At 65.7% G+C, this 13,506-nt stretch carries 13 protein-coding genes and 2 pseudogenes; 10 read left to right on the top strand and 5 right to left on the bottom strand.

The genetic code is table 11. The features are described 5' to 3' along the window. Positions 1-2: 2 nt before the first annotated feature. A complete protein-coding gene (locus AX729_RS35790) occupies positions 3-983 on the bottom strand; it encodes an MBL fold metallo-hydrolase (protein WP_061029302.1) in 981 nt (326 codons plus the stop codon). A 526-nt stretch (positions 984-1,509) separates the two neighbouring features. On the opposite strand from AX729_RS35790, the gene ffh reads away from it, so the two are divergent. The 7 genes and pseudogenes from ffh (at position 1,510) to AX729_RS35755 (ending at position 7,520) form a co-directional block, all read left to right on the top strand. Next, the gene (gene ffh, locus AX729_RS35785; protein ID WP_061029300.1) at positions 1,510-3,057 is read left to right on the top strand and encodes a signal recognition particle protein; all 1,548 of its coding nucleotides are present in this window, start codon (positions 1,510-1,512) and stop codon (positions 3,055-3,057) included. Between the two features lie 85 nt (positions 3,058-3,142). Continuing rightward, complete coding sequence (gene rpsP / locus AX729_RS35780) at positions 3,143-3,472, top strand: 30S ribosomal protein S16 (protein WP_061029298.1); 330 nt, start codon at positions 3,143-3,145, stop codon at positions 3,470-3,472. A 9-nt stretch (positions 3,473-3,481) separates the two neighbouring features. Continuing rightward, entirely contained in the window at positions 3,482-4,057 is a 576-nt protein-coding gene (rimM, locus tag AX729_RS35775) for a ribosome maturation factor RimM (RefSeq protein WP_061029296.1), read from the top strand. A gap of 118 nt (positions 4,058-4,175) precedes the next feature. Beyond that, positions 4,176-4,894 (top strand): annotated as a pseudogene (trmD, locus tag AX729_RS35770) (tRNA (guanosine(37)-N1)-methyltransferase TrmD). 110 nt (positions 4,895-5,004) lie between these two features. Further along, positions 5,005-5,388 carry a 50S ribosomal protein L19 gene (gene rplS, locus AX729_RS35765; protein ID WP_061029294.1) on the top strand — a complete coding sequence of 128 codons (384 nt, stop codon included), beginning with the start codon at positions 5,005-5,007 and terminating at the stop codon, positions 5,386-5,388. A 424-nt stretch (positions 5,389-5,812) separates the two neighbouring features. Continuing rightward, positions 5,813-7,219 (top strand): 3-isopropylmalate dehydratase large subunit, encoded by a 1,407-nt coding sequence (gene leuC, locus AX729_RS35760; RefSeq protein ID WP_061029365.1) that lies wholly within the window; start codon positions 5,813-5,815, stop codon positions 7,217-7,219. A gap of 91 nt (positions 7,220-7,310) precedes the next feature. Beyond that, positions 7,311-7,520, top strand: a complete 210-nt coding sequence (locus AX729_RS35755; RefSeq protein ID WP_061029292.1) for a hypothetical protein — start codon at positions 7,311-7,313, stop codon at positions 7,518-7,520. Between the two features lie 50 nt (positions 7,521-7,570). Here the strand turns inward: AX729_RS35755 and AX729_RS35750 are convergent, their stop codons facing one another. After that, positions 7,571-8,140 (bottom strand): hypothetical protein, encoded by a 570-nt coding sequence (locus tag AX729_RS35750; protein WP_061029291.1) that lies wholly within the window; start codon positions 8,138-8,140, stop codon positions 7,571-7,573. Positions 8,141-8,317: 177 nt separating this feature from the next. Here AX729_RS35750 and AX729_RS35745 point away from each other — a divergent pair, with 177 nt between their 5' ends. Next, positions 8,318-8,614, top strand: a complete 297-nt coding sequence (locus AX729_RS35745) for a DUF1330 domain-containing protein (RefSeq protein WP_061029289.1) — start codon at positions 8,318-8,320, stop codon at positions 8,612-8,614. A 9-nt stretch (positions 8,615-8,623) separates the two neighbouring features. Here AX729_RS35745 and AX729_RS35740 read toward each other — a convergent pair whose 3' ends face one another. Continuing rightward, a complete protein-coding gene (locus AX729_RS35740; RefSeq protein ID WP_245325511.1) occupies positions 8,624-8,923 on the bottom strand; it encodes a hypothetical protein in 300 nt (99 codons plus the stop codon). Further along, a complete protein-coding gene (locus AX729_RS35735) occupies positions 8,920-9,213 on the bottom strand; it encodes a hypothetical protein (RefSeq protein ID WP_061029287.1) in 294 nt (97 codons plus the stop codon). Before AX729_RS35735 ends, AX729_RS35740 begins: the two co-directional genes overlap by 4 nt. 156 nt (positions 9,214-9,369) lie before the next feature. Here AX729_RS35735 and AX729_RS35730 point away from each other — a divergent pair, with 156 nt between their 5' ends. After that, positions 9,370-9,768 carry a metallopeptidase family protein gene (locus tag AX729_RS35730; protein WP_061029285.1) on the top strand — a complete coding sequence of 133 codons (399 nt, stop codon included), beginning with the start codon at positions 9,370-9,372 and terminating at the stop codon, positions 9,766-9,768. A 274-nt stretch (positions 9,769-10,042) separates the two neighbouring features. Here AX729_RS35730 and AX729_RS35725 read toward each other — a convergent pair whose 3' ends face one another. Beyond that, positions 10,043-11,776: an adenylate/guanylate cyclase domain-containing protein gene (locus AX729_RS35725; protein WP_156457389.1), complete on the bottom strand. Its 1,734-nt coding sequence runs from the start codon at positions 11,774-11,776 to the stop codon at positions 10,043-10,045. Positions 11,777-11,998: 222 nt separating this feature from the next. Between AX729_RS35725 and AX729_RS35720 the strand changes: the two are divergent. Further along, a pseudogene (locus tag AX729_RS35720) lies at positions 11,999-13,498 on the top strand (glycosyltransferase family 39 protein); the annotation flags it as partial. Positions 13,499-13,506 lie beyond the last annotated feature (8 nt).

The raw sequence follows: 13,506 nt of genomic DNA, 5'->3' as shown, positions 1-13,506 counted from the left end.
TGCTAAATCTCCACCACCTGCCCGGGCTTCATCGCCACGAACCGCTCCTGCGGGATCTTCACGGCATCGAGCGCTTCGACAAGTGCTTTCGCCGGCGCATCGATCGCTTCATCCGTCAGCTGGAACGTGCCGTGATGGTGCCCGAGCGCGTCCTGCGCGCCGCAGTCGAGCAGCGCCTTCACGGCATCTTCCGGGTTCATGTGCTGGTCGCGCATGAACCAGCGCGGCTCGTAAGCGCCGATCGGGAGAATCGCGAGGCGCAGTGGCCCATGTCTTTCGGCGACGCGGCGGAAGTGCCGGCCGTCGCCATAGCCGGAATCGCAGACGACGTAGACCCTGCCCGCCGGCGTCTCCAGCACGAAGCTCGCCCACAGCGCCTTGTTGCGATCGAACAGGCCGCGCGCGGTCCAATGCCGTGTCGGCACCAGATGCACGGCGATGCCGCTGCCGAGCTCGACACGGTCGTGCCAGTCGAAGGCCTCGACCTTGATCGTGGGATCGGCGCCGCGCATCGTGACGTCGTTGCCGAGCGGGGTGACGACGCGCGGGGCAAAATTCTTGGTCAGCCGCGACAGCGTCGCGATATCCAGATGATCGTAGTGTCCATGCGAGACCAGCACGACATCGATCTTCGGCAGCTTCTCGAAGGCGATGCCGGGATCGTTGTGCCGCTTCGGCCCGGCCCAGGCGACCGGCGAGGCCCGCATCGACCAGACCGGATCGACCAGGATGTTGAGACCGCCGGCCTGGATCAGCCAGCTGGCGTGGCCGACGAAAGAGAGCCGCACCTTGTCGCCCTCGACGCGCTCCGGCGGGGTGTCGGCATGCGGGCTGGGCGCCCATTCCGGCCAGGTCGCGCGCTGGCGCTTGCCGCCGAACTGCCAGCGCAGCACCTCGCGAAGCGATTTCGGCGGCGCCCCGTCCGGATCGAAGAAGTGCAGGCCGTTGAAATGGTCGGAGCCGGGGCCGTCATCGGTTTTCATGCGGAAGATCCAGAGCGAGGATGCCGACCAGAGCACCGGCGCCGGCGAGCAGCCCCCAAGAGTCGGGCGACCGGCAGGCTCGTAAGGATAGTCGGACGGTAAGACATCACCGGCTATATGGGCCGGGCTGGCAGAAAAGGAACCCGCGGCCAAAAAGGTCATATTTTTCAGTGCCTTGCCTTACCAAGCGCGCCCCGGCACCCTAACTTTCCTTGACATTTGGGCGGGAGCGGCGTTTAACCCCGCCACTTTCTCGGAAAGGCTTTCTTTTCGACCCGCCGACCGGTCTTAGGACCGGAGGTCAACGCCCGACAGCGCTGTGCGCCCTCGGGCGCAAAGGTGTTTGGAAGATCGTTTGGCCAAGGAAGTGGTCATCCCCCGCGCAGGCGGGGGATCCAGTGCTCCGAGATGGCTCGGCTGGAACCGAGAAGCTGCGGCGTACTGGATGCCCCGCCTGCGCGGGGCATGAAAATGGAGAATACGGAGCGCTTCTCCCCTTCGGGAGGACAGCAACAGGACAACGGCATTGTTCGACAATCTGTCGGAACGGCTTGGCGGCATTCTCGATCGTCTGACGGGGCGCGGTGCGCTGACCGAAAAGGACGTCGACGCCGCGATGCGCGAGGTGCGCCGCGCGCTGCTGGAAGCCGACGTTGCCCTCGAGGTGGTGCGCAGCTTCACCGAGCGCGTCCGCGAGCAGGCGATCGGCGCCACCGTCGTCAAGTCGGTCACGCCCGGCCAGATGGTGGTCAAGATCGTCCATGACGAGCTGGTCAACACGCTGGGTAGCGAAGGCCAGACCATCGACGTCAATTCCGTGCCGCCGGTGCCGATCATGATGGTCGGCCTGCAAGGCTCCGGCAAGACCACCACCACCGCGAAGCTCGCCCGCCGCCTGGTCCAGCGCGACAAGCGCAAGGTGCTGATGGCCTCGCTCGACGTCTATCGCCCGGCGGCGATGGAGCAGCTCGCCGTGCTCGGCCGCGACCTCGACATTCCGACCCTCCCGATCGTTGCAGGCCAGCAGCCGCCGCAGATCGCCAAGCGCGCGCTCGAGGCCGGCAAGCTCGGCGGCTACGACGTCGTGCTGCTCGACACCGCCGGCCGCACCACGCTCGACGAAGACATGATGGCGGAGGCGGCCGCGATCAAAGCCGCCGCCAATCCGCATGAAGTGCTGCTGGTCGCCGACAGTCTCACCGGCCAGGACGCCGTGAATCTCGCGCGCGCGTTCGATCAGCGCGTCGGTCTCACCGGCATCGTGCTGACACGTGTAGACGGCGACGGCCGCGGCGGCGCCGCGCTGTCGATGCGCGCGGTCACCGGCAAGCCGATCAAGCTGCTCGGCACCGGAGAAAAAACCGACGCGCTGGAGGATTTCCATCCCGATCGTATCGCGGGCCGCATCCTCGGCATGGGCGACGTGGTGTCGCTGGTCGAGCGCGCCGCCGCCAACATCGACGCCGAGAAGGCCGCGCGCACGGCCGAGCGCATGCGCAAGGGTCAGTTCGACCTCAACGACATGCGCGAGCAGCTGCTGCAGATGGCGAACATGGGCGGCATCAGCGGGCTGATGGGCATGATGCCCGGCATCTCCAAGATGAAGAACCAGATCGCGGCGGCCGGCATCGACGACAAGATCCTGAAGCGCCAGGTCGCGATCATCGATTCCATGACGCGCGAGGAGCGCCGGCATCCCGACCTGCTCAAGGCCAGCCGCAAGAAGCGCATCGCCGCAGGGTCCGGCCAGAGCGTCGAGCAGGTCAACAAGCTGCTCAAGATGCACCGGAACATGGCCGACGTGATGAAGGCGATGGGTTCGGGCAAGCGCGGCCCGCTCGCCGGCATCGCGCAGGCCATGGGCTTCGGCGGCGGCATGAAGATGCCCTCGCCCGAAGAGATGAAGGCGATGCAGGAGAAGATGCAGAGCGGCGGCGGACAAGGTCTGCCCAGCCTGCCGAAGGATCTGCCGCCCGGTCTTCGCTCGGGCCTGCCGAATTTGCCGGGGCTTACAGGCCTCAGCGGCAAGCCGACCCTTCCGGGGCTCGGCGGATTTCCCGGCAAGAAGAAATGAGGAATTCGTCGCGAGGGACCGCACGGTCTCGCGCGGCGCGAAAATACCAATCAACCGAACAAAACGTACTTTGAAGGAGAACTGAATGTCCGTCGTTATCCGCCTCGCCCGCGCAGGAACCAAGAAGCGTCCCGTCTACCACGTCGTCGTCGCCGACTCGCGCTTTCCGCGCGATGGTCGCTTCATCGAGCGTCTTGGTTATTTCAATCCCCTGCTGCCCAAGGACAACGAGGCGCGCCTCAAGCTCGACCTGGAGAAGGTGAAGGCCTGGGTCGCCAAGGGCGCGCAGCCGTCGGACCGCGTGGCGCGTTTCCTCGACGCCGCCGGCGTCAAGAAGCGCGAAGCGCGCAACAACCCCGAGAAGGCCGTGCCGCGCAAGGAGCGCAAGGCGCAGGCCGAAGCCGCCGCGAAGTAAGGCCCGTCGATGTCGGCGCTGGTCTGCGTCGCGCGGATCGGCGCCGCGCATGGGGTGCGCGGTGCGGTCAAGCTCTGGACCTTCACCGAAGATCCCTTCGCCGTCAGGCACTACGGCCCGCTGCTGTCCAAGGACGGCAAGCGCCAGTTCGAGGTCGCGACGGCGCGCGAGGCCAGGGATCATCTGGTCGCAACGTTCAAGGGCGTCACGACGCGCGATGAGGCCGAGCACCTCAACGGCATCGAGCTCTACGTTCCGCGCGAAAAGTTGCCCGCAACCGACGCGGACGAATATTACCACACCGACCTGATCGGGCTCGCCGCCGTCACCACCGATGGCGAGCCGCTCGGCCGCGTGCTCGCGATCCATAATTTCGGCGCCGGCGACATCATCGAGATCGCGCCGCCGAAGGGCGCGACGATGCTGCTGCCGTTCTCAAACGCGGTGGTGCCGGAGGTCGACATTGCCGGCGGCCGCGTCGTGATCGCGCTGCCGCAGGAGATCGAGGGCGAGGACGGGGGCAGCGATCTCTCCGCGCGTCGTCCCCGCCTAGTGCGCAAAGCGCACGGGGGCGGGGACCCATAACCACAGGCCGTGGTTTTTGGCTAAACTGGTGGCTTCCATCATCGCAAAACAGGCTGCGGTGGTTATGGGTTCCGGGCTCGCGCTCCGCGCGCCCCGGAACGACAACAACTGAGATCCAATGACCAATCCCTCACCCTGGCGCGCGACGGTGCTGACGCTGTTTCCGGAGATGTTTCCGGGGCCGCTCGGCGTGAGCCTGGCAGGCCGGGCGCTGGCAGGAGGGCTCTGGCAGCTCGAGGCCAGGGACATCAGGGCCTCCGCGACCGACCGCCACCGCAGCGTCGACGACACCCCGGCCGGCGGCGGCCCGGGCATGGTGCTGCGCGCGGACGTTCTGGCCGCCGGGAGCGGCCCCGCCTCTTGATGAGCCCGCGCGGCCGGCCATTGACCCAAGCCCGGGTCTTGGAGCTGGCAAAAGGCCCCGGCCCCCTGATCGTCTGCGGGCGGTTTGAGGGGGTGGACCAGCGGGTGATCGACGGGCGGGGGCTGGAGGAGGTCTCGATCGGCGACTACGTGCTTTCAGGCGGCGAAATCGCAGCCCTGGCCCTGATCGACGCCTGCGTCCGGCTGCTGCCGGGGGTGATGGGCAAGGAGGCCTCGGGAACCGAGGAAAGCTTCTCCGACGGCCTGCTGGAGTACCCCCAATACACCCGCCCGCAGCTGTTCGAGGGGGCGCCGATCCCGGAGATCCTGACCTCCGGCGACCACGCCAAGGTGGCGGCCTGGCGGCGGGCCGAATCCGAAGCCCTGACGGCCGCCAGACGGCCGGATCTGTGGGAAAAAGCCGCGAATCGGGGGAGGGGCCAAAAAACGCCAAAAACCAAGACAGACGGGTGACAAACGCTCCGGCTTGCCTTATAGGAGCGGCCACATCCGCAATGGCTGGATAGACGAATTTCGCGCAGCCCCCCGTTTCGAAGGCTGGGCGCGCCGATGGAGATTTACCCATGAACCTGATCAAGCAGCTCGAGCAGGAACAGTTCGACAAGCTCGCCGCCACCAAGGACATTCCGGAGTTCGGTCCCGGCGACACCGTGATCGTCAACGTGAAGGTGGTCGAAGGCGAACGTACCCGCGTGCAGGCCTATGAAGGCGTCTGCATCGGCCGTTCCGGCGGTGGCCTCAACGAGAGCTTCACCGTCCGCAAGATCTCCTACGGCGAAGGCGTCGAGCGCGTGTTCCCGGTGATGTCGCCGATGATCGACTCGATCAAGGTGGTGCGCCGCGGCAAGGTGCGTCGCGCCAAGCTCTATTACCTCCGCAACCTGCGCGGCAAGTCGGCCCGCATCGTCGAGAAGACGGAGCACGCCAAGGCCGCCGTCAACGAGTAGGCTGTCGCTGACAGACGAGTTTCGAAAAGCGCGGGGCCAAAACCCCGCGCTTTTTTTGTGCTGCAGCACGACCACCCCCGTCATTTGCGAGCGAAGCGAAGCAATCCAGACTGTCTCTGCTGAAAGATTCCGGATTGCTTCGTCGCAAGGGCTCCTCGCAATGACGCCGCCGCTAAGGTCTCGCGCTTTCACAGCTGCGTGCTATATAGCGTCTAGAATGTTTCCAGCTCCGACCAGCCTCGTCCCCGTCAAGCGCATCGTCATCGACGATCGCTCGCGGCTGCCCGGCCGGTTCTTCGGACGCTTTGCGACCTCGGCAACGTCAGAGCTTAGCCCCGCAGCTTAAAGGCTGCGCTGAATTCGACATTGTTGCCCGCGCGTGACCGCGCATATCCGTTACCAACATTCTTCGGAGCTGACGCTCATGTCCAAGCCCACCACGCTGTACGACAAGATCTGGAACGACCATCTGGTGCACGAAGCCGAGGACGGCACCTGCCTGCTCTATATCGATCGCCACCTGGTGCACGAGGTGACCTCGCCGCAGGCCTTCGAAGGCCTGCGCATGACCGGCCGCAAGGTGCACGCGCCCGAGAAGACGCTCGCCGTGGTCGACCACAACGTGCCGACCACCGATCGCACCAAGCCCAATCCCGACCCCGAGAGCATCGAGCAGATCAAGACGCTGGCCGAGAACGCCAGGGAATTCGGCATCGAATATTACAACGAGTTCGACAAGCGCCAGGGCGTCGTTCACGTCATCGGTCCCGAGCAGGGCTTCACCCTGCCCGGCACCACCATCGTCTGCGGTGACAGCCACACCTCGACGCATGGCGCGTTCGGCGCGCTCGCGCACGGCATCGGCACGAGCGAGGTCGAGCACGTGCTGGCGACGCAGACGCTGATCCAGAAGAAGGCCAAGAATATGCGCGTCACCGTCGACGGCAAACTGCCCGACGGCGTGACCGGCAAGGATATCATCCTGGCCATCATCGGCGAGATCGGCACGGCCGGCGGCACCGGCTACGTGCTGGAATATGCCGGCGATGCCATCAGCGCGCTCAGCATGGAAGGCCGAATGACGGTCTGCAACATGTCGATCGAAGGCGGCGCGCGCGCCGGATTGGTCGCGCCCGACCAGAAGGCGTTCGATTTCCTGCGCGGCCGCCCGAAGGCGCCGAAGGGCGCAGACTGGGACGCGGCCATGCGCTATTGGGAGAAACTGCGTTCCGACGAGGGCGCGCATTTCGACAACGAGTTGCGCCTCGACGCAGCCAAGCTGCCGCCGATCGTGACCTGGGGCACGAGCCCCGAGGACGTGATCTCGGTGACCGGCGTCGTGCCCAATCCCGATGAGATCGCGGACGAGGCCAAGCGCATCTCCAAGCATCGCGCGCTCAAGTATATGGGCCTGACGGCGGGAACTAAGATCACCGACATCAAGGTCGACCGCATCTTCATCGGCTCCTGCACCAATGGCCGCATCGAGGATCTGCGCGCGGCGGCGAAGATCGCGGAAGGCAAGACCGTCAACGCCAACGTCAACGCCATGGTCGTGCCGGGGTCGGGCCTCGTGAAGGAACAGGCCGAAGCCGAGGGCCTGGACAAGATCTTCATCAAGGCCGGCTTCGAATGGCGCGAGCCGGGCTGCTCGATGTGCCTTGCCATGAACCCGGACAAGCTGAAGCCGGAAGAGCGCTGCGCCTCGACCTCGAACCGCAACTTCGAGGGCCGCCAGGGCTTCAAGGGCCGCACGCATCTGGTCTCGCCGGCGATGGCTGCTGCCGCGGCGATCGCGGGACATTTCGTCGATGTCAGGGAGTGGCGGTAAGCCGGTTCCTGCAATTGTAGCGATCGCGGCAAACCGCCGTTAATCGGCGGCGCCGACAGTGTCCTCGCGACGGTTCGCGAGGACACGCCTCATGACCAACAAGCCTGAATATGTCGATCTGATCAGCGACGCGACGCGCCAGCACCGCCGGCGCGCAACGCCGCTGCGCATCGTCGCCAATCCGGAGATCGAGGAGACCTCGAAGCTGAGCCGCTGGCCGCCGGCGATGTTCAGGCAGTGGAAGCTCGAGAACCTGATGCGCTGGAAGTCGGCGTCGTGGAAGCTGAAGGATTGGCTTTAAGCCAGATGGACGAAGGGCGCCTCGAGGCGCCCTTTCCCTGTCAGTCGTGCTCACCAATAGCGGTACGGATAGTGCCAGCGCGGCCAATGGCAGACGCGGCGCGGGCCGTAATAGGTCCAGACAATCCGGCAGCGGCGCGGATAGTGATAGGAGGGATAGTACCCGCCAACGTAATAGGGCCGGTGGAAGTGTCGATAGCCGTAATGGGGACGATGATGGCCCCAGTGACGGTGGTAGCCGCCATATCCGCCGTGCCGAAAGCCACCATGGTGATAGCCAGCGACAGGGCGGTGATGAAAGGCCGGCCCGGCGCGGAACCCGCCGATGTGACCGCCGCGGAAACCGCCACCGCGGAAGCCGCCGACATGGCCTCCGCCATGGAAACCGCCTCCGCGGAGACCTCCGCCGTGAAAGCCGCCGCCATGTCCGCCGGGCCCGCCGTGACGAACTTGCGTGACGAGGTCGTCGGTCGCGGCCTTCGTCGCAGGCGACGTCGCCGGATTGATCAAGGTGAGAGCTTCAGCGCGGCGCGCTGTGCCGGCCGACAGCATCAGCGTCGCGGCGGCCGCGATCCCGAGCAAGCGCATCGGGCCGACCCTGCGACCCAACATCTTCAGCATGGAATTCTCCCTGAATCTGAACAGCAGAGCTACGTCGCAAAATCTCGTCCGTGCCATTGCCGTTCAACTACAGTCGCTCCCTCGATTAAATTGCGGAGAGCGAGGTGAACGCGCCATGAATGAACGACACTGTGCTCCGCGATGCGACGCAGTGCCGCGACAGAGGGACTCTTGCAGATGACTGTCTACGCAATTGCGCAATTGAAGATGACGGACCGCGCCGCCTATGACCGCTATCAGGCGCGGTTCTTCGATGTGTTCAGGAAGTTTGGCGGAAGACTTCTCGCCGCCGACGAGCACCCGCGCGTGCTCGAAGGCGCATGGCCGCATGACAAGCTCGTCATGATGTCGTTCCCCGACGAGGCCGCGTTCCTCGCCTTCTCGAACTCGCCCGAGTATGAAGACATCTCGCGGGACCGCAAAGCGGGCGCGCAGGCAACCGTGCTGCTGGTCAGGGGATTCACGCCCGGCTAGCGCGGCGCCTCACCAGTAGGGACCGTAGCTGAACACGAAAGGTGCGGGCACGCCGTAGGGATAAGGACGGTAGTAGACGGGCCGCGCGTAGTAGCGCGGATCATGGCGCACGGCGGGCCGCACGATCGTGTGGTGCCGAGCGGGTCGTCGCGCATCGAAAACCGCGATCCCCGCCGAGGCTTCCGGTATCGTCGCCCTTTGCGCAGCGAAGGCGCGGGGCAGCCCGGCGACAAGCGCGACGGCGACGGCCAATGGAACCGATCGCGTCACGATCAGCCTGATGAGCGACGGCGCCGAGCCGGTCATCATCCCCGACGCCAGTAGCAACTCACGCGCGGCACGATCACCGTGCCGCTCGGCCGGAATTCCTGCACGTAAGTGGCGTTGCAAACGCGAACTGCGTCCGGGCCTGGATTGTAGCGTGGGTAGACCCCGTCGGGGCTGTAATAGGGCGTGACGCGCAAGCGCGCCGGGGGCCGCTTGCGCGGCGGGGGAAGCTCGTCCGGCGAGGCCGCCTGGGCGAGGCGGATCTTGGGGCCGGCGGTCTGGGCTTGAGTTTGGGCTTGAGCCTCAACACAAAACTGCGAAAACAACCCCATGCACAGTAGCGTCAGCGCTGTTTTTGCTCGCATTTTACCGCCCACCTGAAACGTCCCGTTCGAGGCCCCACGCTCCCCGTTTTGGCGGCGCCCGTCAACCTCGCCACGCTTATAAAGCGGGATGCATCGCCACGGAACCCGCGCTAAGAGAGGTCCATGTGGACGGAATTGAAAGCGCCCTCGCTGGCCGAGATGGAAGCGACGGCCCACGACATCTTCGAGCGCCTGCCGGCGGAGTTTCGCAAGCTCTGCGAGGGCGTGATCATCCGCGTCGACGACTTCCCGACCGAGGAAGTCCTCGACGAGATGGAATGCGAGAGCGAGTTCGACCTGCTCGGCCTGTTCCAGGGCATCGGCCTGCCGCAGCAGAGCCTTGGCGACGTGGCGCGGCTGCCCAACATGGTCTGGCTCTACCGCCGGCCGATCCTGGATTACTGGGCCGAGCACGACGAAACCCTGGGCCACATCGTCCGTCACGTCCTGATCCACGAGATCGGCCATCATTTCGGTCTGTCGGACGGCGATATGGAAGCGATCGAGGCCAAGGCGGAGTAGGAAGCGTCGAGGGAGGTGCGCTCCCTCCCCCGCTTGCGGGCAGGGCTATCGCATATGAGAGCTTTTCCCTGCGGCCATCCTTCGAGACGCCCGCTTTGGCGGGCTCCTCAGGATGAGGACAGAGTGCTTGGCTGCAGTTTCAACGGGCACTGACGTTGATGAGCCTCATCCTGAGGAGGCGCGTGAGCGCCGTCTCGAAGGACGAGGCGTGCGCGCAGGCCGCCACAACGAGCCATATGCGATGGCCCTGCCGCAAGCGGGGCGAGGTGAAGAATCACGCCGCGACGCGCGCACCGTGATCGACGAGGGCCGACAATTCTCTCGCGTCCGCCACCACGCGCACGGCCAACGGTTCGTCGCGGCCGCGGATCGCGACTTCCTGCTGCGGCAGCGCGTCCTCGGCAAGGCCGGCGGTGCGGCGGACTTCCTCCGACACGACCGTCTCGCAAGCCAGCGTCTTGGTCATGTCCTGGAGGCGGGCGGCTACGTTGACGGCATCGCCGAGCGCGGTGAACACGATGTGATCGCGATAGCCGATATCGCCGATGATGACTTCGCCGCCGTGGATGCCGATGCCGAAGCGGATCGGCTGATGCAGATCGTGGCTCAGGAGCTCGTTGAGCTCGTCGATATGCGCTGCGATGCTGCTGGCGGCTTTCAGCGCCTGACGGCACGCGGTTTGCGGGTCGGCCGACAGCCCGAACAGCGCCAGCATGCCGTCGCCGACGAACTGGTTGGGCTGGCCGCCGTTCTCGATCACGGCCTGCGACACCGCGCCGAGGAAGCGATTGACGATGAATACCGTGTCGAACGGCAGCCGCTTCTCGGCGAGCTGCGTCGAGCCGCGCATGTCCACGAACAGGCTGACGAGATAGCGCTCCTGGCCGATACCCGCCGACGTCGAGGCCTGCGCATTCGCGGACAGCGTGTGCGGCGTGAACAGCTGGAAGAAGGAGAGGTCGGACGTCGGTCGCAGCTGGCAGGCGAGCCTGATCGAGGGATCGGCAGTGCCGACGCGGGTGAGCACGAAGGCCTCGCGCTGCGACGGCTCGGGCAGGGCGTCATGATCGCCGATGATGCGGATGCGGCAGGTCGAGCAGCGGGCGCGGCCGCCGCAGACGCTGGCATGCGGCACGTTGTGGCGAAGGCTCGCCTCCAGCACGGAGAGGCCCTTAGGCACGCGCACCGTCTTGCCGTTGCCGTAGGACAGCGCGATCATGCCGCCGCGCCGCTCGCGCAAGGCGCGCACGCCGCGCGCCGCCAGCGCGAAGGCGAGCAATCCAAAATAACCGATAGTGAGACTGCTGGCGATACGGTCGAGCGTGTCGCCTTCAGCGCCCGTGCCGACCTGACGGCGGGTGAGGTTCTGGGTGCGCCACTCTCTCTCTTCGCTCTCGATGGCGACGCTGCGGCCACCCTGGTAGATGCCGAGCAGCGACAATGTCGGAACCAGCACGGTGGCCGCGAGCAGATATGGCGCCGCGCGCGGGAAGAACGGCTTGAGGCGGAGCCAGAAATAAATCCCGATGCAGCCATGCACCCAGGCGATGAGAAGCAGGATCGTCATCTGCCAAAGCCGGCCCGGCGCTGCGACGAAGAACAGATAGAGCTCCTGCGGATAGAGCTTCTGATGATCATACAGCGTGTAACCGAGCCGCACCCCGACCACGTGCCCCATGACCAAAACGGGGATGCTCAGGCCCAGCGCCAGCTGGAGCGGCTCGATCGTCCGCCAGCGGAACTGCCGGCGCTGATACAAGGCGTAGATGCCGAGGCCCATATGGGTGAGCGCGGCCGTGTAGAACACGATCGTGACGGGGAGGAACTGCCAGAAGACGGTGTGGTAGTAGACGCCGACCTCCATGGCATCGACCGAGATGTTGCCGAGTGCATGGTTGAGGAAGTGGCTGACCACATAGGCGAACAGGATGACGCCGCAGATGAGCCGCACCTGCCGCACGCCGGTGGCGCGGACGAGTTCGGGCATGTGTACGGGAGCGGTGGCCATGATTCGGTTGTATCAGTTCATCGGGGAGAACAGCCAGCGTAGCGTTGAATTCCGGAGGACGACAGCCCGCCGATCGCATGCGGGCTGGCGACGACGTCGCGCTCCGGGACGGCGCTAACCTCCGCATTGACTCCCCCTGCCAGGTTGGCGAAAAGCGCGGCCGTGACGACAGCCTCTGACATCACCGCGCCCTCCGGCGGCGCTCCGCGCCGGGCCTTCGTGATGGCTGCAGCGGTCATTGCCGCGATGACGGTGCTGCGCATCGTCTATGCCTCCGCGATCGAGCTACGCACCGACGAGGCTTACTACTGGACCTGGTCGAAGGAAGGGGCGCTCAGCTTCCTCGATCATCCGCCGATGATTGCCTGGCTCATCCGTTTCGGCACCGCGATTTTCGGCGACACCGCGCTCGGCGTCCGCTTCGGCGGCATCGTCGCAATGCTGGTGACGCAGCTCCTGCTCGCCGACATCGTCCGCCGCCTCACCCATGATGCGCGCGCCATCGTGCTCGCGGTGCTGATGCCGGAGGCCGCGCTCTATTACGGCCTGCTGATGGCCAAGGTCGCGCCCGACGTCGCCATGATCCCGTTTGCGGTGGCGATGATGTGGTCGCTGGTGCGGCTTGCACAGGGCGGCGACGGCCGCTGGTGGCTCGCGGCCGGCTTGTTCGCTGGCCTGTCGATGCTGTCGAAGTTCACCGCGATCATGTTCGCACCCGCCGTTGCCGCCTTTCTGCTGGTGCCGGACTGGCGCTGGCGCTGGCTGCGGAGTCCTTACCCTTACCTCGCCGTGCTGGTTGCGATCGCCGCGTTCTCGCCGGTGCTGATCTGGAACGCGCAGCACGACTGGGCCTCGTTCCGCTTCCAGGGCGTGCGCGCCACCGCCAATTACGGCATCTCGCTGCGCACGATCGGCGACTACATCGGTCTGCAATTCGGCCTGGTCGGTTTCGTCATGCTGCCGGTGGTGCTGACGGGCCTGGTGCTCACGGCATGGCGGGGTTATCGCACGCGCGAGCCGGTCGCGATCCTGCTGTCGACTGGCGTGCTGGTGCCGTTTCTCTATTTCCTTGCGAAGTCGATGACGCTCCGGGTCGGCGACACCTGGCCGATGTTCATGTGGCCGGTCGGTTTTGCCGCTGCGGCCGTCAACATCGCGGCGATGACGAAGGAGGGATGGTCGGCCCGGATGCTCGAATCGTCGCTGTTCTGGGTCAAGACGGCAATCGTCTCGGGCATCGCCTTCGTCGTCATCGTGTTCCTCTATTACGTCGCCGCGCCCTGGAATTTTCTCGGCAGGATCGATCCGATCGGCGCGGAAGCCGGCTATGAGCAGGTCGCCGCGCGCGCGCAGGCCGCACTCGACGCAACAGGCGCAACCTGGATCGCGACCACGGACTACCGCACCTACGCCATGATGCGCTGGCTGTTCCGGGGCCGGGTGCCCGTCGTCGAGATCAACGAGCGCGGGCGCTTCCAGGATTTCCGCGATCCCGGCATGGACAGGATCAAGGGACAGGCGGGCGTCTATGTCGGGCGCGAGCCGGACAATCGTTCATCGCTGTGGGAGAACATCCCGGCGAAGCGCGAGCAGCTCGGCCAGGTCGAACGCCGCTGGCGAGGCCGCGTGATGGACACCTACGTGCTGGAAAAGCTCACCGGCTGGACCCCGGAGCTGTCACCGCCAAAGGATTCGCCGCTGTTCAAGTGGAAGGTGCTGGCTTTTCTCTC

Source organism: Bradyrhizobium sp. CCH5-F6, assembly GCF_001556045.1.
GTDB lineage: Bacteria > Pseudomonadota > Alphaproteobacteria > Rhizobiales > Xanthobacteraceae > Bradyrhizobium.
This window is presented reverse-complemented; position numbering and strand designations above follow the sequence as displayed.

What these genes read in the sequence shown, in the direction of transcription:
- AX729_RS35725 (WP_156457389.1), bottom strand. Translation starts at nt 11,776, where the DNA reads ATGGCCACCGCTCCCGTACACATGCCCGAACTCGTCCGCGCCACCGGC.
- AX729_RS35740 (WP_245325511.1), bottom strand. Translation starts at nt 8,923, where the DNA reads ATGATGACCGGCTCGGCGCCGTCGCTCATCAGGCTGATCGTGACGCGA.
- AX729_RS35735 (WP_061029287.1), bottom strand. Translation starts at nt 9,213, where the DNA reads ATGGGGTTGTTTTCGCAGTTTTGTGTTGAGGCTCAAGCCCAAACTCAA.
- rplS (WP_061029294.1), top strand. Translation starts at nt 5,005, where the DNA reads ATGAACCTGATCAAGCAGCTCGAGCAGGAACAGTTCGACAAGCTCGCC.
- AX729_RS35755 (WP_061029292.1), top strand. Translation starts at nt 7,311, where the DNA reads ATGACCAACAAGCCTGAATATGTCGATCTGATCAGCGACGCGACGCGC.
- leuC (WP_061029365.1), top strand. Translation starts at nt 5,813, where the DNA reads ATGTCCAAGCCCACCACGCTGTACGACAAGATCTGGAACGACCATCTG.
- AX729_RS35750 (WP_061029291.1), bottom strand. Translation starts at nt 8,140, where the DNA reads ATGCTGAAGATGTTGGGTCGCAGGGTCGGCCCGATGCGCTTGCTCGGG.
- AX729_RS35745 (WP_061029289.1), top strand. Translation starts at nt 8,318, where the DNA reads ATGACTGTCTACGCAATTGCGCAATTGAAGATGACGGACCGCGCCGCC.
- AX729_RS35790 (WP_061029302.1), bottom strand. Translation starts at nt 983, where the DNA reads ATGAAAACCGATGACGGCCCCGGCTCCGACCATTTCAACGGCCTGCAC.
- rimM (WP_061029296.1), top strand. Translation starts at nt 3,482, where the DNA reads ATGTCGGCGCTGGTCTGCGTCGCGCGGATCGGCGCCGCGCATGGGGTG.
- rpsP (WP_061029298.1), top strand. Translation starts at nt 3,143, where the DNA reads ATGTCCGTCGTTATCCGCCTCGCCCGCGCAGGAACCAAGAAGCGTCCC.
- AX729_RS35730 (WP_061029285.1), top strand. Translation starts at nt 9,370, where the DNA reads ATGTGGACGGAATTGAAAGCGCCCTCGCTGGCCGAGATGGAAGCGACG.